The sequence below is a fragment of the Streptomyces sp. NPDC093984 genome (genome assembly GCF_044764595.1).
GTDB classification, from domain to species: domain Bacteria; phylum Actinomycetota; class Actinomycetes; order Streptomycetales; family Streptomycetaceae; genus Streptomyces; species Streptomyces cynarae.
This window is the reverse complement of record NZ_JBIWIM010000015.1, coordinates 65,711-90,601: the sequence shown is the minus strand read 5'-3', so window position 1 is coordinate 90,601 and position 24,891 is coordinate 65,711. Positions and strand designations below refer to the sequence as shown.

Annotated in this window: 23 protein-coding genes; 18 read left to right on the top strand and 5 right to left on the bottom strand. The window is 71.6% G+C overall.

The genetic code is table 11. The annotated features are described in order from the left end of the window. Positions 1 to 77 precede the first annotated feature (77 nt). Entirely contained in the window at positions 78 to 1,091 is a 1,014-nt protein-coding gene (locus ACIRC0_RS34465; protein ID WP_403624380.1) for a LacI family DNA-binding transcriptional regulator, read from the bottom strand. A 471-nt stretch (positions 1,092 to 1,562) separates the two neighbouring features. Between ACIRC0_RS34465 and ACIRC0_RS34460 the strand changes: the two genes are divergently transcribed. The 9 genes from ACIRC0_RS34460 (at position 1,563) to ACIRC0_RS34420 (ending at position 12,959) form a co-directional block, all read left to right on the top strand. Beyond that, a complete protein-coding gene (locus ACIRC0_RS34460) occupies positions 1,563 to 3,503 on the top strand; it encodes an acyl-CoA dehydrogenase family protein (RefSeq protein WP_403624377.1) in 1,941 nt (646 codons plus the stop codon). Positions 3,504 to 3,741: 238 nt separating this feature from the next. Beyond that, positions 3,742 to 4,998: a 1-deoxy-D-xylulose-5-phosphate reductoisomerase gene (gene dxr / locus ACIRC0_RS34455; protein ID WP_403624374.1), complete on the top strand. Its 1,257-nt coding sequence runs from the start codon at positions 3,742 to 3,744 to the stop codon at positions 4,996 to 4,998. Continuing rightward, positions 4,995 to 6,299 carry a M50 family metallopeptidase gene (locus ACIRC0_RS34450; RefSeq protein ID WP_403624372.1) on the top strand — a complete coding sequence of 435 codons (1,305 nt, stop codon included), beginning with the start codon at positions 4,995 to 4,997 and terminating at the stop codon, positions 6,297 to 6,299. The genes dxr and ACIRC0_RS34450 overlap by 4 nt, the downstream gene beginning before the upstream one ends. Before the next feature lie 168 nt (positions 6,300 to 6,467). After that, complete coding sequence (ispG, locus tag ACIRC0_RS34445; RefSeq protein ID WP_403624369.1) at positions 6,468 to 7,625, top strand: flavodoxin-dependent (E)-4-hydroxy-3-methylbut-2-enyl-diphosphate synthase; 1,158 nt, start codon at positions 6,468 to 6,470, stop codon at positions 7,623 to 7,625. Positions 7,626 to 7,956: 331 nt separating this feature from the next. Then, a complete protein-coding gene (locus ACIRC0_RS34440; protein WP_403624366.1) occupies positions 7,957 to 8,805 on the top strand; it encodes a GNAT family N-acetyltransferase in 849 nt (282 codons plus the stop codon). Between the two features lie 88 nt (positions 8,806 to 8,893). Then, positions 8,894 to 9,442 carry a GNAT family N-acetyltransferase gene (locus ACIRC0_RS34435; RefSeq protein WP_200422676.1) on the top strand — a complete coding sequence of 183 codons (549 nt, stop codon included), beginning with the start codon at positions 8,894 to 8,896 and terminating at the stop codon, positions 9,440 to 9,442. A gap of 73 nt (positions 9,443 to 9,515) precedes the next feature. After that, complete coding sequence (locus ACIRC0_RS34430; protein WP_403624362.1) at positions 9,516 to 11,219, top strand: proline--tRNA ligase; 1,704 nt, start codon at positions 9,516 to 9,518, stop codon at positions 11,217 to 11,219. Positions 11,220 to 11,484: 265 nt separating this feature from the next. Then, a complete protein-coding gene (locus ACIRC0_RS34425; protein WP_403624415.1) occupies positions 11,485 to 12,228 on the top strand; it encodes an ABC transporter ATP-binding protein in 744 nt (247 codons plus the stop codon). Then, on the top strand, positions 12,225 to 12,959 hold the full coding sequence (locus ACIRC0_RS34420; protein ID WP_403624359.1) for an ABC transporter permease: 735 nt from the start codon (positions 12,225 to 12,227) through the stop codon (positions 12,957 to 12,959). Before ACIRC0_RS34425 ends, ACIRC0_RS34420 begins: the two co-directional genes overlap by 4 nt. A 28-nt stretch (positions 12,960 to 12,987) precedes the next feature. On the opposite strand, the gene ACIRC0_RS34415 is transcribed toward ACIRC0_RS34420, so the two are convergent. The 4 genes from ACIRC0_RS34415 to ACIRC0_RS34400 all read right to left on the bottom strand — a co-directional run bounded on the left by ACIRC0_RS34415 (position 12,988) and on the right by ACIRC0_RS34400 (position 15,387). Then, complete coding sequence (locus ACIRC0_RS34415) at positions 12,988 to 13,287, bottom strand: DUF5808 domain-containing protein (protein WP_403624356.1); 300 nt, start codon at positions 13,285 to 13,287, stop codon at positions 12,988 to 12,990. Between the two features lie 109 nt (positions 13,288 to 13,396). Continuing rightward, complete coding sequence (locus ACIRC0_RS34410) at positions 13,397 to 14,317, bottom strand: aminoglycoside phosphotransferase family protein (RefSeq protein WP_403624353.1); 921 nt, start codon at positions 14,315 to 14,317, stop codon at positions 13,397 to 13,399. Positions 14,318 to 14,374: 57 nt separating this feature from the next. After that, positions 14,375 to 14,863, bottom strand: coding sequence for a ferritin-like domain-containing protein (locus tag ACIRC0_RS34405; RefSeq protein WP_403624350.1), 489 nt, complete (start codon positions 14,861 to 14,863; stop codon positions 14,375 to 14,377). Beyond that, entirely contained in the window at positions 14,860 to 15,387 is a 528-nt protein-coding gene (locus ACIRC0_RS34400; RefSeq protein WP_403624347.1) for a hypothetical protein, read from the bottom strand. The genes ACIRC0_RS34405 and ACIRC0_RS34400 overlap by 4 nt, the downstream gene beginning before the upstream one ends. Positions 15,388 to 15,649: 262 nt before the next feature. On the opposite strand from ACIRC0_RS34400, the gene rimP reads away from it, so the two are divergent. The 9 genes from rimP to ACIRC0_RS34355 all read left to right on the top strand — a co-directional run bounded on the left by rimP (position 15,650) and on the right by ACIRC0_RS34355 (position 24,829). Continuing rightward, positions 15,650 to 16,159: a ribosome maturation factor RimP gene (rimP, locus tag ACIRC0_RS34395; protein ID WP_366027799.1), complete on the top strand. Its 510-nt coding sequence runs from the start codon at positions 15,650 to 15,652 to the stop codon at positions 16,157 to 16,159. A 2-nt stretch (positions 16,160 to 16,161) separates the two neighbouring features. Then, on the top strand, positions 16,162 to 17,157 hold the full coding sequence (gene nusA, locus ACIRC0_RS34390) for a transcription termination factor NusA (protein WP_403624344.1): 996 nt from the start codon (positions 16,162 to 16,164) through the stop codon (positions 17,155 to 17,157). A gap of 127 nt (positions 17,158 to 17,284) precedes the next feature. Beyond that, the gene (locus ACIRC0_RS34385) at positions 17,285 to 17,596 is read left to right on the top strand and encodes a YlxR family protein (protein ID WP_403624341.1); all 312 of its coding nucleotides are present in this window, start codon (positions 17,285 to 17,287) and stop codon (positions 17,594 to 17,596) included. 146 nt (positions 17,597 to 17,742) lie between these two features. Continuing rightward, positions 17,743 to 20,805: a translation initiation factor IF-2 gene (infB, locus tag ACIRC0_RS34380; protein WP_403624338.1), complete on the top strand. Its 3,063-nt coding sequence runs from the start codon at positions 17,743 to 17,745 to the stop codon at positions 20,803 to 20,805. Between the two features lie 672 nt (positions 20,806 to 21,477). Continuing rightward, complete coding sequence (locus ACIRC0_RS34375) at positions 21,478 to 21,771, top strand: DUF503 domain-containing protein (RefSeq protein WP_200422685.1); 294 nt, start codon at positions 21,478 to 21,480, stop codon at positions 21,769 to 21,771. Positions 21,772 to 21,816: 45 nt separating this feature from the next. Next, entirely contained in the window at positions 21,817 to 22,269 is a 453-nt protein-coding gene (rbfA, locus tag ACIRC0_RS34370; protein ID WP_366027795.1) for a 30S ribosome-binding factor RbfA, read from the top strand. Then, on the top strand, positions 22,266 to 23,171 hold the full coding sequence (gene truB, locus ACIRC0_RS34365; protein ID WP_403624334.1) for a tRNA pseudouridine(55) synthase TruB: 906 nt from the start codon (positions 22,266 to 22,268) through the stop codon (positions 23,169 to 23,171). The genes rbfA and truB overlap by 4 nt, the downstream gene beginning before the upstream one ends. Before the next feature lie 374 nt (positions 23,172 to 23,545). After that, entirely contained in the window at positions 23,546 to 24,502 is a 957-nt protein-coding gene (locus ACIRC0_RS34360) for a bifunctional riboflavin kinase/FAD synthetase (protein WP_263232354.1), read from the top strand. Between the two features lie 96 nt (positions 24,503 to 24,598). Beyond that, positions 24,599 to 24,829, top strand: coding sequence for a DUF397 domain-containing protein (locus ACIRC0_RS34355; protein WP_103845576.1), 231 nt, complete (start codon positions 24,599 to 24,601; stop codon positions 24,827 to 24,829). Positions 24,830 to 24,891: the final 62 nt, after the last annotated feature.

Here is a 24,891-nt window from a genome sequence, read left to right as displayed (position 1 = left end):
CGGGAACGGAAGGCGCCCGCGAGGAGTACGGCGTGGGGTGCCCCTGCGGCCGCGGGGTGCGGCGCGGAGCCCCGGTGTCAGGGCGCGGACGGCGCCGGGCCGGTGCTCGCCCGGACGGTGAGCTCCGGTGCGAGCAGCACCACTTCGTCCGTGCCGTGGCCGTCCAGCTTGGCGACCAGCAGTTCGACCGCGCGCCGGCCCATCTCCTGCGCGGGGATGGCGACGGACGTCAGCCGCACCGACGCCTGGGTGGCGACCTGGTCCGGGCAGACGGCGATCACCGAGACGTCTTCGGGGACGGCCCGGCCCTGCTGGCGCAGCAGCGCGAGCAGCGGTTCGACCGCGGACTCGTTCTGCACGACGAACCCGGTGGTCCCCGGCCGCTCGTCGAGGATCCGGGCCAGCGTCACGGCCATCGCGTCGTACCCGCCCTCGCAGGGGCGGTGCAGCACCCTGAGGCCGAGCTCCCGGGAGCGGGACCTGAGGCCGTCGAGGGTGCGCTCCGCGAAGCCGGTGTGCCGTTCGTAGACGGCGGGCGCCTCGCCGATGACAGCGATGTCACGGTGGCCGAGGACGGCGAGGTGCTCGGCGCACAGCGCGCCCGTCGCCCCGAAGTCGAGGTCCACACAGGTCAGTCCGGAGGTGCTGGCGGGCAGGCCGATGAGCACCGACGGCTGGTCCGTCTCGCGCAGCAGGGGCAGCCGCTCGTCGTCCAGTTCGACGTCCATGAGGATCATGGCGTCCGCGAGGCCGCTGCCCGTGACCCGGCGCACCGCGTCCGGGCCCTCCTCACCGGTGAGCAGCAGGATGTCGTACCCGTGAGCGCGCGCGGTGGTCGCCACGGCGATGGCGATCTCCATCATCACCGGCACGTACATGTCGGTGCGGAGCGGGATCATCAGCGCGATGATGTTCGACTTGTTGCTCGCCAGGGCGCGCGCCCCGGCGTTCGGGTGGTAGCCGAGCTCCCGGATGCTCCGCTCGACCCGCTGCCGGGTGGTCGCGGAGATGGACCGCTTGCCGCTGAGGACATAGCTCACCGTGCTCGCCGACACTCCGGCGTGCTGGGCGACCTCGGCGAGGGTGACCATCCAGCTCTCCAAGCTTGAGTGAAGCGCTTCGACAGTGCGCGCGCCGTGGGACAGGGGCGTGTGAGGGTGGATCGACAGTAGCTTGGCGTGAGTGGGCTGTCCATAGGCTGTCGAAGCGCTTCGACAACCAAAGGAAATTCACCGAGCGACCTTCGGCGAGTTCAGTGGCTCCGGGCGGCCGCTGAACGGGTGTACCCGAACCGTCCCCCGGAAGAGCCCCCGACGCAAGGACTTCGAGGGCGCCGGCCGACTTGACACCGAGGCGTACCCGGTGGGCGCCGGCTGAGCGTTTTTCCGCCGCCGATCGCTGCGCGAGGACTGGTGACCTTGCCCGGATCGGGGTACCAACGATCGAGTAGCACCGGTCAGTAACGTACGCCAGCAAGGTCGTCGTACGGCACCCTTGGTCGCCGTACGACACTTTGAGCGGTGTACGCCCCAAACATCCCGATTCGCGGCGAGGTGAGCCTCATGACCGCACCAACAGCCCCCACTCCCAAGCCAACGGTCACCGAGCGTGAGGCCCGCCAGGTCGCGGAGGCCGCGCGCGAGCAGGACTGGCGCAAGCCCAGCTTCGCCAAGGAACTGTTCCTCGGCCGCTTCCGGCTCGACCTCATCCATCCCCACCCGATGCCCGCCGAGGAGGCCGCGCAGCGCGGCGAGGAGTTCCTCGCCAAGCTGCGTGACTTCTGCGAGACGCACATCGACGGCGCCCGTATCGAGCGCGAGGCCCGGATCCCCGACGAGACGATCACCGGGCTCAAGGAGCTCGGCGCCTTCGGCATGAAGATCGACACGAAGTACGGCGGTCTCGGCCTCACCCAGGTGTACTACAACAAGGCGCTCGCCCTCGTCGGCTCCGCGAGCCCCGCGATCGGCGCGCTGCTGTCCGCGCATCAGTCGATCGGAGTACCGCAGCCGCTGAAGTTGTTCGGCACGCAGGAGCAGAAGGAGACGTTCCTGCCGCGCTGCGCCCGCACCGACATCTCCGCGTTCCTGCTCACCGAGCCGGACGTGGGCTCCGACCCGGCCCGCCTGGCCACCACGGCCGTCCCCGACGGCGACGACTACGTCCTCGACGGCGTGAAGCTGTGGACCACCAACGGCGTCGTCGCCGACCTGCTGGTCGTCATGGCGCGGGTGCCGAAGTCCGAGGGCCACAGGGGCGGCATCACGGCGTTCGTCGTGGAGTCGGCCTCCGAGGGCATCACCGTCGAGAACCGCAACGCCTTCATGGGTCTGCGGGGCCTGGAGAACGGCGTCACCCGCTTCCACCGCGTGCGGGTCCCGGCGGCCAACCGCATCGGCGAGGAGGGTCAGGGCCTCAAGATCGCCCTGACCACGCTGAACACCGGCCGGCTTTCCCTGCCCGCGATGTGCGTGGGCGCGGGCAAGTGGTGCCTGAAGATCGCCCGCGAGTGGTCGGCGGCCCGGGAGCAGTGGGGCAAACCGGTCGCGCTGCACGAGGCGGTCGGCTCGAAGATCTCCTTCATCGCGGCGACCACCTTCGCCCTGGAGGCCGTCGTCGACCTCTCGTCGCAGATGGCCGACGAGGACCGCAACGACATCCGCATCGAGGCCGCCCTCGCCAAGCTGTACGGCTCCGAGATGGCCTGGCTGATGGCCGACGAGCTGGTCCAGATCCGCGGCGGGCGCGGCTTCGAGACGGCGGAATCCCTCCGGGCCCGCGGCGAGCGGGGCGTGCCGGCCGAGCAGATGCTGCGCGACCTGCGCATCAACCGCATCTTCGAGGGCTCCACGGAGATCATGCACCTGCTGATCGCGAGGGAGGCGGTCGACGCCCACCTGTCGGTGGCCGGTGACCTGATCGATCCGGAGAAGTCCCTGTCCGACAAGGCGAGGGCGGGCGCGAACGCGGGCGTCTTCTACGCCAAGTGGCTGCCGAAGCTGGTCGCCGGGCAGGGGCAGGTGCCGGGCGCGTTCGGGGAGTTCCGCCGGGAGGTCGACCTCTCGGGGCATCTGCGCTACGTCGAGCGCAGCGCCCGCAAGCTGGCCCGCTCCACCTTCTACGGCATGTCCCGCTGGCAGGGCCGCATGGAGACCAAGCAGGGCTTCCTGGGCCGGGTCGTGGACATCGGCGCCGAGCTGTTCGCGATGGCTGCGACCTGCGTACGCGCCGAGCACCTGCGCAGGACCGGGGACCACGGCCGCGAGGCCTACCAGCTGGCCGACGCCTTCTGCCGGCAGTCCCGCATCCGTGTCGACGAACTGTTCGACCGCCTGTGGACCAACACGGACGACCTGGACCGCAAGGTGGTCAAGGGCGTGCTGACCGGCACGTACGAGTGGCTGGAGCAGGGGATCATCGACCCGTCCGGCGACGGCCCGTGGATCGCGGAGGCGACGCCGGGTCCGTCGCAACGGGAGAACGTGCACCGGCCGATCCGGTGACGGACGGTTCCGGGCTGCCCGGGGGCATCAGCCACCGGGCAGCCCGGCCGGTGACCGACGCGACGGTCTCCAGGCCGCTGTCGTGGCGCAGCACGGTGAACCCCCGCAGCTCGGCGGTGTCGCGGCGGGAAGCAGATCGACCGCGCCCGCCGAGCGGTGCCGGCCCGCACATGACGAACGACGCAGCCCTCGGGGGGACCCTGTCCTCCCCGCCCCGCCGAACCGCAACAATGGAGGGATGAGCGACAGCCCAGCCCCTCTTGCCGACCCCCATCTCGTCTTCGACCCCGTGGACGGAGTGCGGGACGTCGTGATCCTCGGCTCCACCGGCTCGATCGGCACCCAGGCCATCGACCTCGTGCTGCGCAACCCCGACCGGTTCCGCGTCACCGGGCTCTCCGCCAACGGCGGCCGGGTCGGCCTGCTCGCCGAGCAGGCCCACCGCCTGCGCGTGCGCACGGTCGCGGTCGCCCGCGAGGACGTCGTACCGGCCCTGAGGGAGGCCCTGAGCGCGCAGTACGGGCCGGGGGAGGCACTCCCGGAGATAATCGCCGGGGCCGACGCGGCCACCCGGCTCGCCACCTCCGACTGCCACACCGTGCTGAACGGCATCACCGGTTCCATCGGCCTCGCGCCCACCCTCGCCGCCCTCGAGGCGGGCCGCACGCTCGCGCTCGCCAACAAGGAGTCGCTCATCGTCGGCGGCCCGCTGGTGAAGGCCCTGGCCAAGCCCGGCCAGATCATCCCGGTGGACTCCGAGCACGCCGCCCTGTTCCAGGCCCTCGCCTCCGGCACCCGGGCCGACGTGCGCAGACTCGTCGTCACCGCCTCCGGCGGGCCGTTCCGCGGCCGCACGAAGGCGGAGCTCGCGACCGTGACGCCCAAGGACGCGCTCGCCCACCCCACCTGGGCCATGGGGCCCGTCATCACGGTCAACTCCGCCACCCTCGTCAACAAGGGCCTGGAAGTGATCGAGGCGCACCTGCTGTACGACATTCCCTTCGATCGCATTGAGGTCGTCGTACACCCGCAGTCGTATGTCCACTCGATGGTGGAATTCACGGATGGATCGACCCTGGCGCAGGCGACGCCCCCCGACATGCGGGGGCCGATCGCCATCGGACTCGGCTGGCCCGAACGGGTGCCCGACGCAGCCCCCGCCTTCGACTGGACCAAGGCGTCGACCTGGGAGTTCTTCCCCCTCGACACCGAGGCCTTCCCGTCGGTCGGACTCGCCCGGCACGTCGGGCAGCTCGCGGGCACGGCCCCGGCGGTGTTCAATGCGGCCAACGAGGAGTGCGTGGACGCGTTCCTGAACGGCGGCCTGCCGTATCTCGGCATCATGGATACGGTCACACGGGTGGTCGAGGAGCACGGCACCCCTCGTCAGGGAACTTCCCTGACCGTCGCGGACGTCCTCGAAGCGGAGACCTGGGCGCGCGCCCGGGCCAGGGAACTGACGGCGCAGACGGCAACGGCGGAGGCTCGTGCATGACGACCCTGATGATGATCCTCGGCATAGTCGTCTTCGTGGTCGGCCTGCTGTTCTCGATCGCATGGCACGAGCTCGGGCACCTGTCGACGGCCAAGCTCTTCGGCATCCGCGTGCCGCAGTACATGGTCGGCTTCGGCCCGACCATCTGGTCGCGGAAGAAGGGCGAGACCGAGTACGGCATCAAGGCGGTCCCGCTCGGCGGCTACATCCGCATGATCGGCATGTTCCCGCCCGGCCCCGACGGCCGGATCGAGGCCCGCTCCACCTCGCCGTGGCGCGGGATGATCGAGGACGCCCGGGCGCAGTCCTTCGAGGAGCTGCAGCCCGGTGACGAGGCGCGGCTCTTCTACACGCGCAAGCCGTGGAAGCGCGTCATCGTCATGTTCGCGGGCCCCTTCATGAACCTGATCCTCGCCGTGGTGGTCTTCCTCGGCGTGATGATGACCTTCGGCGTCCAGACCCAGACCACCACGGTCTCCAAGATCTCCGACTGCGTCATCCAGCAGAGCGAGAACCGCACCAAGTGCGAGAAGGGCGACCCGGCCGCGCCAGCGCTGGCCGCCGGGCTGAAGCCGGGTGACAAGATCGTCGCGTTCGAGGGGAAGCAGGTGAAGGACTGGTCCACCCTCCAGTCCGACATCCGCGCCAACCCCGGCAGGGACGTCACGATCACCGTGGAGCGCAAGGGACAGACGGTCGACCTGCACGCCCACCTGATCAAGAACCAGGTCAGCAAGACGGACGGCAACGGCGGCTACGTCGAGGGCAAGTACGTCTACGCCGGCTTCCTCGGCTTCACCCCTGCCACCGGCATCGTGCAGCAGTCCTTCGACCAGTCCGTGCAGCGCATGGGCGACATGATGGAGAACGGCGTCGAGTCGATCGTCTCCCTGCCCGGCAAGATCCCCGGCCTGTGGGACGCGGCCTTCGGCAACGCCCCGCGCCAGCCGGACTCCCCGATGGGCGTGGTCGGCGCGGCCCGGGTCGGCGGCGAGGTCTTCACCCTGGACATCCCGCCGTCCCAGCAGATCGCGATGATGCTGATGCTGGTCGCGGGCTTCAACCTGTCCCTGTTCCTGTTCAACATGCTTCCGCTGCTCCCGCTGGACGGCGGGCACATCGCGGGCGCCCTGTGGGAGTCGCTGCGCCGCAACCTGGCCAGGCTGCTGCGCCGCCCCGACCCCGGACCCTTCGACGTGGCGAAGCTGATGCCGGTGGCGTACGTGGTCGCCGGGATCTTCGTGTGCTTCACGCTGCTCGTGCTGATCGCGGACGTGGTCAACCCCGTGAAAATCTCCTAGCCACGCGGAGTTGGCGGCGGCCGGAAACACCGTCTTCCCGGCCGCCGCCCATTGGGTGGGTTTACGGACGGTGATGTGCTGGCGTCCGCGCCCGTGGCGTAATCTCGGAGCCGGAGCCCGCCCTGTCCGGGACCGGACCTTGATCCACAACTTGGGGTTGCACAGCAGATGACTGCGATTTCACTCGGCATGCCGTCCGTTCCGACCAAGCTCGCCGAGCGCCGGAAGAGCCGGCAGATCCAGGTCGGGCCGGTGGCGGTGGGCGGAGACGCCCCGGTGTCCGTGCAGTCGATGACGACCACCCGTACGTCGGACATCGGCGCCACCCTGCAGCAGATCGCGGAGCTGACGGCGTCCGGCTGCCAGATCGTCCGCGTCGCGTGCCCCACACAGGACGACGCGGACGCCCTCGCGACGATCGCGCGCAAGTCGCAGATCCCGGTGATCGCGGACATCCACTTCCAGCCGAAGTACGTCTTCGCCGCGATCGAGGCCGGCTGCGCCGCCGTCCGCGTCAACCCGGGCAACATCAAGCAGTTCGACGACAAGGTCAAGGAGATCGCCAAGGCCGCCAAGGACCACGGCACTCCCATCCGGATCGGCGTCAACGCGGGCTCCCTGGACAAGCGGCTGCTCCAGAAGTACGGCAAGGCGACCCCCGAGGCGCTCGTCGAGTCCGCCCTGTGGGAGGCGTCCCTCTTCGAGGAGCACGACTTCCGGGACATCAAGATCTCCGTCAAGCACAACGACCCGGTCGTGATGATCGAGGCCTACCGGCAGCTCGCCGCCCAGTGCGACTACCCGCTGCACCTGGGCGTCACCGAGGCCGGTCCCGCCTTCCAGGGCACCATCAAGTCGGCGGTCGCCTTCGGTGCGCTGCTGTCCCAGGGCATCGGCGACACCATCCGCGTGTCCCTGTCCGCGCCTCCGGTCGAGGAGGTCAAGGTCGGCATCCAGATCCTGGAGTCCCTCGGCCTGCGTGAGCGCGGCCTGGAGATCGTCTCCTGCCCTTCGTGCGGCCGTGCCCAGGTGGACGTCTACAAACTGGCCGAGGAGGTCACCGCAGGCCTGACTGGCATGGACGTGCCGCTGCGCGTCGCGGTCATGGGCTGTGTGGTGAACGGCCCCGGCGAGGCCCGCGAGGCCGACCTCGGCGTCGCGTCCGGCAACGGCAAGGGCCAGATCTTCGTCAAGGGCGAGGTCATCAAGACCGTGCCCGAGTCGAAGATCGTGGAGACCCTGATCGAGGAGGCCATGAAGCTGGCCGAGCAGATGCAGAAGGACGGCGCGGCCTCCGGCGAGCCGTCGGTGTCGGTCGCGGGCTGACGCCCCTTCCCGCCCGTCCGACCGGAGCCCCGTCACCGACCGGTGACGGGGCTCCGGCACGAGAACGCTCATCCTCCCGCCTGCCGCACCGCAGGCGTTCCACAGCTGTGTGTGCCGACCTGATCTCTTGACAGGTCCGACGTACGGCGGGGCCTTTGGCGAGTCCAGGGGCAGCAGCTCAAGATCGACGAGATCCGGGTGTCGGTTACGGCCACCCCGTCGGTCACGGCTGACCCGGCTGTCCCACCGCACCGCTCCCCGGGGGCGGCGCGGCCCGGATCCGGCAGGTACAGTGCGGAGATCAGCAGACCCAAGGGTGAGGCTCCCGCACGTGTTGACGCAGACGACCACCCGGGTCCTCGAACCGAGTGACCTGGACGCCGCACTCGCCGTCCTCGACCGCGAGCCGGTCGCGAACGCCTTCGTGACGTCCCGCGTCCATGTCGCGGGCCTCGATCCCTGGCGCCTCGGCGGGGAGATGTGGGGCTGGTACGAGGACGGCATGCTGACCTCCCTGTGCTACGCCGGCGCCAACCTCGTCCCGATCTGCGCCACCCCGCGCGCGGTGCGCGCCTTCGCCGACCGCGCCCGGCGCACCGGCCGCCGCTGCTCCTCGATAGTCGGCCCCGCCGAATCCACCGCCCAGTTGTGGCGCCTGCTGGAGCCGAGCTGGGGCCCCGCCCGCGAGGTCCGTGCCCACCAGCCGCTCATGGTCACCGACCGCATGCCCGACGGCATCGCCCCCGATCCGCACGTCCGCCGCATCCGCAAGGACGAGATGGAGACGATCATGCCGGCGTGCGTGGCGATGTTCACCGAGGAGGTCGGCGTCTCCCCGCTGGCCGGCGACGGAGGGCTGCTCTACCAGGCACGGGTCGCCGAACTCGTCGGCGCGGGCCGCTCCTTCGCCCGCCTCGACGACAGCGGCAGGGTCGTCTTCAAGGCGGAGATCGGTGCCGCGACCCCCCTGGCCTGCCAGATCCAGGGGGTGTGGGTGGCTCCCGAGTACCGGGGGATGGGCCTGGCCGCACCCGGTATGGCGGCGGTGCTGCGCTACGCGCTGACCGATGTGGCCCCGGTGGTGAGCCTGTACGTCAACGACTTCAACACCCCCGCGCGGCGGACTTACCACAGGGTGGGCTTCCAGGAGGTCGGGGCGTTCATGAGCGTCCTGTTCTGAGCGCCGCCACAGGTGCCTCGGGCGCTGAAGGCAAGCGACGGACGGCCCGCACCCGAACACCGCCGCGTACCCCTGTAGGCTCACGACCATGCCTCGTACCGTCGACGACGTCGTGATCGGCCCCCTGGACCTGTCCGCCCGCGTCGACGAGGCGCTCGCCGTGCAGGCCCTCGCGTTCGGGCTGGGAGCCGACGAGGTCGCCGTACGCCGCCAGATCGTGCTGCGGCACATGACCTACCCGGCAGCCCGCGCGTTCGGCGCCACCACCGCGGACGGACGGCTCGTCGGGTTCGTGTACGGCATGCCCAACGACCGTGCGCACTGGTGGTCCACCGTCGTCGAACCGTATCTGCGCGCCCAGGGCCACGACGACTGGCTCGACGACTCGTTCGTGATCACCGAGCTGCATGTCCACCCCCGGTACCAGAACCGCGGCATCGGCCGCGCCCTGATCACCACCATCACCGACGGCGCCACCGAGCCCCGCTCGATCCTCTCCGCGATCGACACCGACAGCCCGGCCCGCGGCCTGTACCACTCGCTGGGCTATGTGGATCTCGCCCGGCAGGTCCTCTTCCCCAGCGCCCCGAAACCGTACGCGGTCATGGGCGCCCCGCTGCCCCTGCGACGCCGTTAACGGATTTCCACCCGCACGGCAAGCCCGGCTAACCTCCTAGCCATCACCCTTACGCGGCAGGAGTACCAGAACCATGGCCAACGCACCGGTCCAGCGCATGTCCCAGTTGATGGCGAAGACGCTGCGCGACGACCCGGCCGACGCCGAGGTCCTCAGCCACAAGTTGCTGGTCCGCGCGGGCTACGTCCGCCGCACCGCCGCCGGTGTGTGGACGTGGCTGCCGCTCGGCAAGAAGGTCCTCGCCAACGTGGAGCGGATCGTCCGCGAGGAGATGGACGCCATCGGCGCCCAGGAGGTGCTGCTGCCCGCCCTGCTGCCCCGCGAGCCCTATGACGCGACCGGCCGCTGGGACGAGTACGGCGCCGAGCTGTTCCGCCTGAAGGACCGCAAGGGCGGCGACTACCTGCTCGGTCCCACCCACGAGGAGATCTTCACCCTCCTGGTGAAGGACCAGGCGTCCTCGTACAAGGACCTGCCGGTGATCCTCTACCAGATCCAGACCAAGTTCCGTGACGAGGCCCGGCCCCGGGCGGGCATCCTGCGCGGCCGTGAGTTCCTGATGAAGGACTCCTACTCCTTCGATCTGGAGGACGAGGGCCTCGCCCGCTCCTACGCCCTGCACCGCCAGGCCTACCAGCGCGTCTTCGAGCGCCTCGGCCTCGACTACCGGATCGTCGCCGCGACCGCGGGCGCCATGGGCGGCTCCAAGTCCGAGGAGTTCCTCGCCCCGGCCGGCGCCGGCGAGGACACCTTCGCGGACTGCCCGAACTGCGACTTCGCCGCCAACACCGAGGCGATCACCTACGCGCTCCAGCCGGTCGACGCCTCCGGTGTCCCGGCCGCCGAGGAGATCCCCACCCCGGACACCCCCACCATCGAGACCCTCGCCGCCTCCCTCGGCGTGCCGGCCTCGGCCACCCTGAAGAACCTCCTCGTCAAGGTCGACGGCGAGATCGTCGCCGTCGGCGTCCCCGGCGACCGCGAGGTCGACATGGACAAGGTCGAGGCGCACTTCGCCCCGGCCGTCGTCGAGATGGTCACCGAGGCCGACTTCGCGGGCCGGCCCGACCTCGTCCGCGGCTACGTCGGCCCGCAGGGCCTGGGGGAGAAGGTCCGCTACATCGCCGACCCGCGCGTGGCGCCGGGCACCGCGTGGATCACGGGCGCCAACAAGGAGCACACCCACGCCAGGAACGTCGTCGCCGGCCGCGACTTCGAGGTCGACGAGTACGTGGACGTCGTGGTGGTGCAGGAGGGCGACCCCTGCCCGAAGTGCGGCACCGCGCTCAAGCTGGACCGCGCCATCGAGATCGGCCACATCTTCCAGCTCGGCCGCAAGTACACCGACGCCCTCAAGCTCGACGTCCTGGGTCAGAACGGCAAGCCGGTCCGCGTCACCATGGGCTCCTACGGCATCGGCGTCTCCCGCGCGGTCGCCGCGCTCGCCGAGCAGACCGCCGACGAGCAGGGCCTGTGCTGGCCCAAGGAGGTCGCCCCGGCCGACGTGCACGTGGTGGCCGCCGGCAAGGCCCTGCAGACCGAGGTGGCACTCGACGTCTCCGAGAAGCTGGCGGCGGCCGGTGTCCGCGTCCTGGTCGACGACCGGGCCGGTGTCTCGCCGGGCGTGAAGTTCACCGACGCGGAGCTGATCGGCGTGCCCCAGATCCTGGTGGCCGGGCGTCGCGCGGGCGAGGGCGTGGTCGAGCTCAAGGACCGCCGGACGGGCGAGCGCGAGGAGCTCACGGTGGACGAGGCGATCGCCCGCCTCACCGCCTGATCCCTGGATCAGGGCGTCCGCCCATGGGCCGAACAGCCCATGGGCGGCGTCTCCCGTCCCTACCGGGCGGGCAGACGCGTCCGCCATGATGAAGCCCGCATCCGCGAGGACTGCGGACCTGTCTCGACGGAGGACGCCCGTGCCCGACATGACCCGCCGACACCGGTACCGGTTCGGCCGCGCCGGGCTGTGGCAGGGGCGTACCCGGCCACCGGCGGGCGCGGCTCCCACCGTGCCGGCGCCGCACCACAGCGGTCTGCGGCCCATGGCGGTCGAGGCCCAGGGGCTGCGGGTGGTCCGCGGCGGCCGGGAGGTGCTCCGCTGCCTGTCGTTCGCCGTGCCCCGGGGCACGGTCACCGGTCTGCTGGGTCCCTCCGGCTGCGGCAAGACCACGCTCATTCGCAGCGTCGTGGGGACGCAGATCACCGTCTCGGGCACGGTCACCGTCCTGGGTGAACCGGCCGGTTCCCGGCGGCTGCGCGGACGCGTCGGCTACGCGACCCAGAGCCCGGCCCTCTACGCCGACCTCACGGTCGCCGAGAACCTGCGCTATTTCGCCGCGCTTCTGCACGCAGAGCCGGACATCGAACGCGTCATCGCCGCCACCGACCTTCAGCGGCAGTGCAACCAGGCGGTCGGTTCCCTCTCCGGCGGCCAGCGGATGCGCACCGGCATCGCCGCCGCCCTGCTGGGCGGCCCGCCGCTGTTGGTACTCGACGAGCCCACCGTCGGCCTCGACCCCGTCCTGCGCAACCAGCTCTGGCAGCTCTTCCACGCCCTGGCGGCGGACGGCACCACCCTGCTGGTCTCCAGCCACGTCATGGAAGAGGCCGGGCGCTGCGAACGGCTGCTGCTGATGCGTGACGGCCTGCTCCTCGCCGACGACACCCCCGACGCCCTGCGCGACCGTACCGGCACCGCCGACCTGGAGCAGGCGTTCCTCCGCCTGATCGAGGGCGTTCCGCCCCACGAGAACCAGCCCCGCGAGGACGAGGAGGCCACGCCGTGACGACTTCGGCGAGCCGCGCCACCACGCGCCGCATCCTGCGCCAGCTGCGCCACGACCCGCGCACCGTGGGCCTGCTGCTGCTCGTCCCGGTCCTGCTCGTGGTGCTGCTGCGCTACATGTTCGACTCGGCGGCCGCGTTCGACCGGGTCGCCCCGGCGCTGCTGGGCATCTTTCCGTTCATCGTCATGTTCCTCGTCACCTCGGTGACCACTCTGCGCGAGCGCACCTCGGGGACGCTGGAGCGGCTGATGACGATGCCGCTGAGCAAACTGGACCTGCTGACCGGCTACGCCTGCGCCTTCGGCCTGCTCGCGGTCGTCCAGGCGCTGGTGGTCACCGGGGTGAGCGTGCAGCCACTCGGGCTGACGGTGTCCGGGTCGATGGGCCTGCTGCTGACGGTCGCGGTACTGGACGCTCTGCTCGGCACGGCGCTGGGGTTGTTCGTCTCGGCCTTCGCCCGGACGGAGTTCCAGGCCGTGCAGTTCATGCCCGCGGTGGTCTTCCCGCAACTGCTGCTGTGCGGGCTGTTCGTACCCCGGGCGCACATGGCGCAGCCGCTCCGCTGGGCCTCGGACGTCTTGCCGCTCTCCTACGCCGTAGACGCCCTCGACCGGGCCGCCGCGGGCACCACCGGCACGGCCGACCTCGTCCGCGACCTCTCGGTGATCGCCGGTTCCGCCCTGGCGGCCCTGGCGCTCGCGGCCGCCACCCTCCGGCGGCGCACTCCCTGACCTCCGGTCCGCCGGGGTCGCGACCCGGTCACTTCTTCGAGCGGGACCGACCGCGCACGGCTTTCAGCAGTCCCCGGCCGAGCCGGGCCAGATTGATCCCGTAGCCGATGCCGAAGGCGTGCGGCGTGAAGAAGGCGTCGCTCTCGGGGTTCCAGTACTCCCGAACGACCTTCTCCATGGTGGGCCTGCGGAAGTCGTACGGCAGCCCGGCGACCCGGCCGGTCCAGGTGCGCTCCGGCGCCGGCCTGCGCAACTGCTGCGCCACGGCCGCAGCGGTGGCCGTGCCGGCCGTGAGGACGGCCAAGGTGTTCAGCGCTCTTCGTCTCATGCCGAGACCGTGCGCCGCCGGCCGTGCCACGGCGTGGAGTCGAAAGGCGCCCGGGGCAGGGCCGTCCGGGCCTTCGGTACGGCTGACCGGCAAGGAAAGGACCGCGGCCCTAGAGCCAGCTGGCGAACTCCAGCAACAGCTCCGCGTCCCCCGGGCGGCCCACCCGGCGCGCCCGCACCCCCGACTCCACCGCCCGGAACAGTGTCCAGCCGCGCAGCCGCTCCTGGTCCAGGTCCAGGGACTCCGCGAGCCGTTTCACCCGGCGGCGGGTGATCGCCGCTCCGGAGGGCGCCGCGATCAGGTCTTCCACCCGGTCGCGCACCAGGCGGGCCAGGTCGAAGGCGCACTCGCCGACCACCGGGTCCGGACCCACCGCGAGCCACGGCATCCGCTCCCCGGCGAGGATCTTGCTCTGCCGGAAGGTGCCGTGCAGCAGCCGCTCCTCGGGCGGCGCGGCGAGCAGCTGCTCACGGGCCGCCAGCGCCGCCTCGACCAGCGGCGCGGCCTCAGGATCCGTCTCCGCGCTCCTCCGCATCGCCTCGGCCTGCCGGCCCGTGCGTGCGGCCACCGTCTCGAAGGTGTGGGCGGCGGGCGGCTCGACCCACAGCCGCCGCAGCGTGCCGGCCGCCTCCAGCAGGGCCTTCGCCTCCGGCAGCGAGCGCACGGACATCTCCGGGTGCAGCCGCTCCAGCAGCAGCACGCCCTCCCCGGCGTCCGAGGTGTCCGGGGCGTTCGCGTCAAGGAGCCGCACGGCCCCGAAGCCGTCCCACCGCACGAGCGCGGCCCGCTCGCTGCCCGGGCGGGCCCAGGGGGGTACCAGCTTCAGCACGGCGGGCGTCCCGTCGGCCTGCCGCACCAGCAGCACCAGGCTGCTGCGGCCACCCGGCGCCTGCACCCGCTCCACGGTCAACTCGCGTAGACCGACGGCCCGCCGGACCAGCTCCGGGAGCCTGCCCAGCCAGTCGGCGCCACCGTCCCGCTGCGTCTCGCCGAGCGCCCTCACCAGGCGCTGCGGCGGTTCGAAAGCCATGCGCGAGTTGTTCCCTTCCAGGTCGGCTTCGCACGCGTACGGTCGAGCGCGTACGCGTCAGGTTCGCGGTGCCGCCGACGCGGTGGGAGTGGCCGCCGCCCGCTCGGCGAGACCAGGGAAGGCTACGCTCTCGCCGCTCCAGCGCACCGCCCGCACCGCGGCTTCCCGCAGCGCCCCGGCGGCGAAGCCGCGCCGCGCACCCGTCGAGGCCCGTACGAGATCCGAGTACACCCCGGCCACCCGCTCCTCCAGCTCGGCGGCCAGCCGCACGGCGGCGGCGGAGTCGGGCACCGGGAACGGCAGCGCGTACGCGGCCGCGGCGGCGTCCGGCGTGCCGCCCAGGTCCCGTACCGCCCGGGCCAGTTCGTCCCGCCGGGCGCGGTGGGCGTCGTAGGCGGCCCGCGCCTCCTCGCGCCGTGCCTGCTGGATGCGGCCGCCGACGACGCCGTAGCCGTACACGGCGGCGTGCTCGGCGCGCAGGGCGGCCCGCAGGGCCGTCAGCTCGTCGCTCACGGGCGTCGGTGTGCCGGTGCTGCTCGTGCTCACTTTCCGCCTTCCGTCAGAAGGTACGCGTGCGCGGCCCCGGCCGCGGCCACGGACGCCATCAGCCGTGCCAGCTCGCCCGGCACCCCCAGCAACGCCCTGCCGCGCCGGTCGGCCAGGGCGCGCTCGGCGGCGGCCAGGCCGGCCAGCGCGGACTTGGCGTCCGCCGGTACCGGGGACGCGGAGGCCGAGGGGGACGCGGAGGTGCCGGCCGAGCCGGCCGAGGGGGACGCCGAGGCACCGGCCCCGCCGCCGAACGCCTGTGCGTGCCGGACGACCTCCGCCCGCAGTGGCCGCAGCCGCGCCGCCAGGTCCGGATGGGCGTCGATGACCGCCGCGTACCGCGCCGCCAGTGCCTCGCTGTCCCGGGCCGCACGCGCGCGTGCCCGGTCGGCGGCCGCCGGGCTGCCGCCCGTGGCGCCCGAATCGGAGGCGTCGGAGCAGCCCGCCAGCAGCGCCGCACCCGCGGCCGAGGCGAACAGGCTCCTTCTGCGCAGCGGGGCGCGTGCAGGCGGGGGGAGGGGCACGGCAGACCGTCCTCGGAGGCTTCGGTACGAACGGATGGGCGGGACCCCAACGAATGGGCGGGAGCCCGATGATCACCGTACCCGCGCACCCCGCCCGTGCCTGCCATCGGCTCGGTTCGACAGCGCGCACGCACGCGTGGCACCCGCCCGACCGCCGTTCGCCGTGCGGCCCAGGTGGACGGCATCACCCCCCTGGACCGGATACCCTTTGACCTGACAGCGACCATCCCACAACAGCACACGCGGCCGAGGAGTCACCCGGATGAGCACCACCCAGAGCGAGAGGCTGCGAGAACTGCTGGAACCGCTCGTCACATCCCAGGGGCTCGATCTCGAGGAGATCGCGGTGGACTCCGTCGGGCGCAAGCGTGTGCTGCGCGTCGTCGTCGACTCCGACACCGGTGCCGACCTGGACCAGATCGCCGATGTGAGCCGCGCGCTCTCGGCGAAGCTCGACGAGACGGACGCGATGGGCGAGGGCGAATACACCCTCGAGGTCGGAACCCCTGGCGCGGAGCGCCTCCTCAAGGAACACCGGCACTACGTACGGGCCCTGGGCCGGCTGGTGAGGTTCCAGCTGGCCGAGGGCGGAGAACTGGTCGCCAGGATTCAGCAGGTCGACGACGACGGTGTCGACCTCGAGGTGCCCGGTGTGAAGGGCCGCAAGGCCACCACCCGCAGACTCGCCTTCCCGGACATCGCCAGGGCGCGGGTCCAGGTGGAGTTCAGCCGCAAGGACACGAAGGACATGAAGGAAGAGGAGGAGGCGTAGCCGTGGACATCGACATGAGTGCCCTGCGGGGCTTGGTACGGGAGAAGGAGATCTCCTTCGACCTGCTGGTCGAGGCGATCGAGGCGGCCCTCCTCATCGCCTACCACCGCACCGAGGGAAGCCGCCGCCACGCGCGCGTGGAGCTCGACCGGGAGACCGGCCATGTGACCGTGTGGGCGAAGGAGGATCCCGAGGATCTTCAGGAGGGGCAGGAGCCGCGCGAGTTCGACGACACCCCGTCGGGCTTCGGCCGCATCGCCGCCACCACCGCCAAGCAGGTCATCCTGCAGCGTCTGCGCGACGCCGAGGACGACGCGACGCTCGGCGAGTACGCGGGGCGCGAGGGCGACATCGTCACCGGAGTGGTCCAGCAGGGCCGCGACCCGAAGAACGTGCTCGTCGACATCGGCAAGCTCGAGGCCATCCTGCCGGTGCAGGAGCAGGTGCCGGGGGAGACGTACGAACACGGCAAGCGCATCCGCTCGTACGTCGTCCGGGTGGCGAAGGGCGTGCGCGGTCCGTCCGTCACTCTTTCGCGCACCCACCCCAATCTGGTGAAGAAGCTGTTCGCGCTCGAGGTGCCGGAGATCGCCGACGGCTCCGTGGAGATCGCCGCGATCGCCCGTGAGGCCGGTCACCGTACGAAGATCGCCGTCAGGTCCACCCGTTCGGGCCTGAACGCCAAGGGCGCTTGCATCGGCCCCATGGGCGGCCGTGTGCGCAACGTCATGGGCGAGCTGAACGGTGAGAAGATCGACATCGTCGACTGGTCCGACGACCCGGCCGAGATGGTGGCGAACGCCCTGTCCCCGGCCCGTGTCACCAAGGTGGAGGTCGTGGACCTCGCGGCCCGCTCCGCGCGTGTGACGGTCCCCGACTACCAGCTGTCGCTGGCGATCGGCAAGGAGGGGCAGAACGCCCGTCTGGCGGCCCGGCTGACCGGCTGGCGGATCGACATCCGCCCCGACACCGAACAGCCCGCCGAGAGGCAGGCCTGAGGCGCGTGACCTCGGCCGGGAATAAATCCCGGCCGTGCGACGCTGAGATCACGACAGTTTTGTGTGCAGCAGCTGTTCGACTCTTGCCCCGAAGGGGTGAGGTCGGCGCGGGGAGGTAGACTTAACCGTGTCTGGCCGGACGCACGCCGGAGCACGCCCTGAACGCACCTGTGTGGGGTGCCGGGAGCGAGCGGCCAAGATCGAACTGCTGCGCACCGTGGCGATCGAGGACGCCTGCGTCCCCGATCCTCGCGGTACGCTGCCCGGCCGGGGTGCGTACGTGCACCCCGCACTGTCCTGTTTCGACCTGGCGGTCCGCCGCCGGGCGTTCCCACGGGCGCTCCGCGTCCCGGGTCCGCTCGACACAAAGGCGTTGCGCCAGTACGTCGAGCAGGAAGAAAGTTGTCAGCAGCACCCAGCTGGGCAGGCAACACCGTAAGACGTGCCGCACGGCTCCCTGTGCGGTCCTGGTACCTCGCGAGTTGAAAGCAGGTCGAGATTGCGATGAGCACTCGATGAGTACGCGATGAGTACGCCCATGAACTAGCGACGGTCCGGCTTCAACCCGGACCTCAAAGGAGCGAAGTGGCTAAGGTCCGGGTCTACGAACTCGCCAAGGAGTTCGGTGTCGAGAGCAAGGTCGTCATGGCCAAGCTCCAGGAACTCGGTGAATTCGTCCGTTCGGCGTCTTCGACCATCGAAGCGCCCGTAGTACGCAAGCTGACCGACGCCCTCCAGCAGGGCAACGGCGGTGGCGCGAAGTCCGCCGCCCCGCGCAAGGCCTCCCCGGCGAAGCCAGCCGCGCCCTCTCCGGCGCAGGCCGCCCGTCCGGCTGCCCCGCGTCCGGCGGCCCCCAAGCCCCCGGCCGCCGAGAAGCCCGCGGCTCCGGCCCCGGGTCCGCGCCCGACGCCGGGTCCCAAGCCCGCGCCGCGGCCCGCCCCGGCGTCCCCGGCCCCGGGTGCCCCCGAGTTCACGGCACCCCCGTCGGCTCCGGCCGCCCCCAGCCCGCGTCCGGGTGCTCGTCCCGGCGCCGCCAAGCCCGGCGCACGTCCGGCCGCGGCCGGTCAGGGGCAGGGCCAGGGCGGCGAGCGGGGCACGCGTCCCGGCGCCCCTCGTCCGGGTGCTCCCGGCCCCCGTCCGGGTGCCCGTCCGGCGGGTCCCCGTCCGGGCAACAACCCCTTCACCTCCGGCGGCTCCACCGGCATGGCGCGCCCGCAGGCGCCCCGTCCGCAGGGCCAGCGTCCGGGTGGTCCCGGTGCTCCGGGTGCCCCGCGTCCGCAGGCCGCCCAGGGCGGCGGTCCCCGTCCGCAGGCTCCCGGCGGCCCGCGTCCGCAGGCCGCGGGCGGTCCGCGCCCGACCCCGGGCTCGATGCCGCGTCCGCAGGGCGGTCCGCGTCCCGGCGGCGGCCCCGCCGGTCCGCGTCCGAACCCGGGCATGATGCCGCAGCGTCCCGCTGCCGGCCCGCGTCCCGGTGGCGGCGGTCCCGGCGGTCGCGGTCCCGGTGGCGGCGGTCGTCCCGGTGGCGGCGGCGGTCGTCCGGGTGGCGGCGGCTTCGCCGGTCGTCCCGGTGGCGGCGGCGGTGGCGGTTTCGCCGGTCGTCCCGGTGCTCCCGGTGGCGGCGGCGGTGGCGGTTTCGCCGGTCGCCCGGGTGGTCCCGGCGGTGGCGGCGGTGGCCGTCCCGGCTTCGGTGGCCGTCCCGGCGGTCCCGGTGGCCGTGGTGGCACGCAGGGCGCCTTCGGCCGTCCCGGCGGTCCCGCGCGTCGTGGCCGCAAGTCGAAGCGGCAGAGGCGCCAGGAGTACGAGGCCATGCAGGCCCCGAGCGTCGGCGGCGTGATGCTGCCGCGCGGCAACGGCGAGACCATCCGTCTCTCCCGCGGCGCGTCGCTCACCGACTTCGCGGAGAAGATCAACGCCAACCCGGCGTCCCTCGTCGCGGTCATGATGAACCTCGGCGAGATGGTCACCGCGACGCAGTCCGTCTCCGACGAGACGCTGCAGCTCCTCGCCGACGAGATGAACTACGCGGTTCAGATCGTCAGCCCGGAGGAGGAGGACCGCGAGCTGCTCGAGTCCTTCGACATCGAGTTCGGCGAGGACGAGGGCTCCGAGGAGGACCTGGTCGTCCGTCCGCCGGTGGTGACCGTCATGGGTCACGTCGACCACGGTAAGACCCGACTGCTCGACGCGATCCGCAAGACGAACGTCATCGCGGGCGAGGCCGGTGGCATCACCCAGCACATCGGTGCCTACCAGGTCGCGACCGAGGTCAACGGCGAAGAGCGCAAGATCACCTTCATCGACACCCCGGGTCACGAGGCGTTCACCGCCATGCGTGCCCGTGGTGCGAAGTCGACCGACATCGCGATCCTGGTCGTCGCGGCCAACGACGGCGTCATGCCGCAGACGGTCGAGGCGCTCAACCACGCCAAGGCGGCCGACGTGCCGATCGTGGTCGCGGTCAACAAGATCGACGTCGAGGGTGCCGACCCGACCAAGGTGCGCGGTCAGCTGACCGAGTACGGCCTGGTGGCCGAGGAGTACGGCGGCGACACCATGTTCGTCGACATCTCCGCCAAGCAGGGTCTGCACATCGACTCGCTGCTGGAGGCCGTGATCCTCACGGCCGACGCCTCGCTCGACCTGCGGGCCAACCCGCACCAGGACGCGCAGGGCATCTCGATCGAGTCCCGCCTCGACCGCGGCCGTGGTGCCGTGGCGACGGTCCTCGTCCAGCGAGGCACGCTGCGGGTCGGCGACACGATGGTCGTGGGCGACGCCTACGGCCGAGTCCGCGCCATGCTCGACGACAACGGCAACAACGTCGCCGAGGCCGGCCCGTCGACGCCGGTCCAGGTCCTGGGCCTGACCAACGTCCCGGGTGCGGGTGACAACTTCCTGGTGGTCGACGAGGACCGTACGGCCCGTCAGATCGCCGAGAAGCGTGCCGCCCGTGAGCGCAACGCGGCCTTCGCGAAGCGCACGCGCCGTGTGTCGCTGGAGGACCTGGACAAGGTGCTCAAGGCCGGCGAGGTCCAGCAGCTGAACCTGATCATCAAGGGTGACGCTTCTGGTTCCGTCGAGGCCCTGGAGTCCTCCCTGCTCCAGCTGGACGTCGGCGAAGAGGTCGACATCCGCGTCCTGCACCGCGGCGTCGGTGCGGTCACGGAGTCCGACATCGACCTGGCGATGGGCTCCGACGCCATCGTGATCGGCTTCAACGTCCGTGCGGCCGGCCGCGCGGCGCAGATGGCCGAACGCGAGGGTGTGGACGTCCGGTACTACTCGGTCATCTACCAGGCGATCGAGGAGATCGAGGCGGCCCTCAAGGGCATGCTCAAGCCGGAGTTCGAAGAGGTCGAGCTGGGTACGGCGGAGATCCGCGAGGTCTTCAAGTCGTCCAAGCTGGGCAACATCGCCGGTGTCCTCATCCGCTCGGGCGAGGTGCGCCGCAACACCAAGGCCCGCCTCATCCGCGACGGCAAGGTGGTCGCGGAGAACCTCACCATCGAGGGCCTGCGTCGCTTCAAGGACGACGTCACCGAGATCCGCGAAGGCTACGAGGGCGGTATCAACCTCGGCAACTTCAACGACATCAAGGTCGACGACGTCATCGCGACGTACGAGATGCGGGAGAAGCCGCGGGCGTAAGCCCGGGTTCACCGCCGGCCGACGGAACCGTGGTTCCGTCGGCCGGCGGTCGCGTGCAGCCGGGCGGCGAGGGGTTTTCGCCCCCGCCGCCCCTTCCCTTCCCGACCCTGGGGGCTGCCGCCCCCAGACCCCGCTGTCGCCGAACTCCCCCCGAGCTCTTCGAGCAGGGGGACCCCAGACGGGCTGAATGATGCCGACCGGCGCTGTACACCAGCCCTCCGGCGGAAATCCAGCCCCTCCGGCGTCTGACTGGTTCCCGCCCGGGTCCATGGCGGAGTCGTGGCGGGCCACTGTCCCGGTCAGGGTCCGTGGCGGAGTCGCGGCGGGTTGCTGGGCGGTGCCCCGTGAGGGGTGCCGGGACGTGGTTCCCGCCCGGGTCCGTGGCGGAGTCGTGGCGGGCCACTGTCCCGGTCAGGGTCCGTGGCGGAGTCGCGGCGGGTTGCTGGGCGGTGCCCCGTGAGGGGTGCCGGGACCTGGTCCCCGCCCGGGTCCGGGGCGGAGCGCCGGTGGGGTCGAAGGGGCGGAGCCCCTTCAGGACGGGAAGGGTAGGGGCGGCGGGGGCGAGAACAATCCCGTCGAGTGGCCCGGAGGGTTCGTTGTACGGTTTTCGTGTCCCTGCCCGCACCGACGGCAGGGCCACCGATCCCGTACCGGCGGGTCATCCGGACACACATGTACGTGGGGACCCTGTCCTTCGACCTCCTCCTCGGCGACGTACGGTCGCTGAAGGAGAAGCGTTCCGTCGTCCGCCCGATCGTCGCCGAGCTCCAGCGCAAGTACGCGGTGAGCGCCGCCGAGGTGGACCACATGGATCTCTACCGGCGGGCCGTCATCGGGCTCGCGGCGGTCTCCGGCGACGCGGGGCACCTGACCGACGTACTCGACCGGTGCGAGCGGCTGGTCGCCGGACGCCCCGAGGTGGAGCTGCTGTCCGTCAGACGGCGCCTCCACGGCGATGACGACTGACGACTGACCGAAGAACAATGACAGGAAAGACAGGGAGACGGACCAGTGGCCGACAACGCGCGGGCTAAGAGGCTGGCGGACCTCATCCGAGAGGTGGTGGCCCAGAAGCTGCAGCGCGGGATCAAGGACCCGCGGCTCGGCTCGCACGTCACCATCACGGACACCCGGGTGACGGGCGATCTGAGGGAGGCGACCGTCTTCTACACGGTGTACGGGGACGACGAGGAGCGGGAGGCCGCAGCGGCCGGCCTGGAGAGCGCCAAGGGCATTCTGCGCTCGGAGGTCGGACGCGCCGCCGGCGTGAAGTTCACCCCGACCCTCACCTTCGTCGCGGACGCCCTCCCGGACACCGCCCGGAACATCGAGGACCTCCTCGACAAGGCGCGCGCCTCCGACGCGAAGGTGCGCGAGGCGGCCACGGGCAAGTCGTTCGCCGGTGAGGCCGACCCGTACCGGAAGCCCGGCTCCGACGACGAGACGGACGACACCGCCGAATGACCCAGCAGCGCACCACGCCCGACGGCCTCGTCATCGTCGACAAGCCGTCGGGCTTCACTTCGCACGACGTCGTCGCCAAGATGCGCGGGATCGCGAAGACCCGGCGCGTCGGCCACGCCGGCACCCTCGACCCGATGGCGACCGGCGTCCTCGTCCTCGGCGTGGAGAAGGCCACCAAGCTCCTCGGCCACCTGGCACTGACCGAGAAGGAGTACGTGGGCACCGTCCGCCTCGGGCAGACGACGGTCACGGACGACGCCGAAGGGGAGGTCACCTCCTCCACCGACGCCTCCACGGTCACCCGGGACGCCATCGACGCCGGGATCGCCAAGCTGACCGGCGACATCATGCAGGTGCCGTCCAAGGTCAGCGCCATCAAGATCAACGGCGTACGGTCGTACAAGCGGGCCCGGGACGGCGAGGACTTCGACATCCCGGCCCGGCCGGTCACCGTCTCGTCCTTCGCGGTGTACGACGTCCGGGACGCCGTCGCCGAGGACGGCACCCCGGTGCTCGACCTGCTGGTGTCCGTGGTCTGCTCGTCCGGCACCTACATCCGGGCCCTCGCCCGCGACCTCGGCGCGGACCTGGGCGTCGGCGGCCACCTCACCGCGCTGCGCCGCACCCGGGTGGGGCCGTACAAGCTGGACGCCGCCCGCACCCTGGACCAGCTCCAGCAGGAGCTGACCGTGATGCCGATCGCCGAGGCCGCCGCGGCCGCCTTCCCGCGCTGGGACGTGGACGCCAAGCGGGCCCGGCTGCTCGCCAACGGCGTGCGGCTGGAGATGCCCGACGCGTACGCGGGCGCGGGCCCCGTCGCCGTCTTCGGCCCCGAAGACCGCCTCCTGGCGCTCGTGGAGGCCCACCGGGGCAAGGCGAAGAGCCTGGCCGTGTTCGGCTGACGCACGCCGTGCCTGCCCGTGGAGCGGCGATCGCGGGATGCCGGTCGCCGCTCCACGGTCCCCCCTCGGTTCCCCCTCACAGAGGTGTATCCATCCACCCGTGTCCATTCACCCCGGGGAGCAGGCGCTCGGAGTGAACCGAGGGAGCGGAAGGGGGCGCGTTCACCGCACGATCGTCCCGGCCGGTGCCACGGGCCCCGCACGGCGGGCGCCTGCCCGCCGTCCACCCCGTGATCTGCCTGCCGACTCCCCTCGATACGACGTGCCCCCCGTCACAGCCCCCATGCCGATGCGGGCCGACGCCGCCCGGCATGGCACCCTTAGACCTGCGTACAAGGCAGAGACGGACACGGGTTCGACAAGGAGCGGTCACAGTGCAGCGCTGGCGTGGCTTGGAGGACATCCCCGAGGACTGGGGGCGCAGCGTCGTCACCATCGGCTCCTACGACGGAGTCCACCGCGGTCACCAGCTGATCATCCGGCATGCCGTGGAACGCGCCCGTGAGCTGGGCGTTCCCTCGGTCGTCGTGACCTTCGACCCGCACCCCAGCGAGGTCGTGCGCCCCGGCAGCCACCCGCCGCTGCTCGCCCCGCACCACCGCCGCGCCGAACTGTGCGCCGAACTGGGTGTCGACGCGGTCCTCGTCCTGCCCTTCACCACCGAGTTCTCCCGGCTCTCGCCCGCCGACTTCGTGGTCAAGGTGCTGGTGGACAAGCTGCACGCCAAGGCCGTCGTCGAGGGCCCGAACTTCCGCTTCGGCCACAAGGCCGCCGGCAACGTGGAGTTCCTGGCCGAGCAGGGCAAGACGTACGACTTCGAGGTCGAGGTCGTCGATCTCTACGTGACCGGTGAGGCAGGCGGCGGCGAGCCCTTCTCCTCCACCCTGACCCGCCGGCTGATCGCCGAGGGCGACGTCGAGGGCGCGCGCGAGATCCTCGGACGTCCGCACCGGGTGGAGGGTGTGGTGGTACGGGGCGCCCAGCGCGGCCGCGACCTCGGCTACCCGACCGCCAACGTCGAGACGCTCCCGCACACCGCGATCCCGGCCGACGGCGTCTACGCCGGCTGGCTGCAGGTCGAGGGCGAGGCGATGCCGGCCGCGATCTCCGTCGGGACCAACCCCCAGTTCGACGGCACCGAGCGCACCGTGGAGGCGTACGCCATCGACCGGGTGGGACTGGATCTGTACGGGCTGCACGTCGCCGTCGACTTCCTGGCGTTCGTCCGCGGCCAGGCCAAGTTCGACTCGCTGGACGGGTTGCTGGCACAGATGGCCGAGGACGTGAAGCGCTGCCGTGAACTGATCGCGGCGGCCGGAGACCCCGCCTGAACAACGGCCGCGTCCGTTCGCTCGCAAACCCCCCGCCGCCGCCCCGAGTTGTACAATTCCCCTCGTCCGTAAGGTCGGTGGAACGGAGTGGACCCGGTGGCGACCGAGCAGGAGAAGGAAGCGCTGTACGCCATGGACATCAGCGGCGTCGAGTGGGTCGGCTCCCCCGATGGTCCCCAGGACGAGCGGGTGGAGATCGCCTACCTGCCGGGCGGCGCCGTCGCGATGCGCAACTCCGCGGACCCCGACACCGTGCTCCGCTACACCGCGGCGGAGTGGCGGGCGTTCGTACTCGGGGCGCGCGACGGGGAGTTCGACCTGAAGTAGTGCTGAAGTAGTGCTCCCGGAGTGCTACCGGGGACACGTGCGCTCGCGCCGTGACGTAGGCG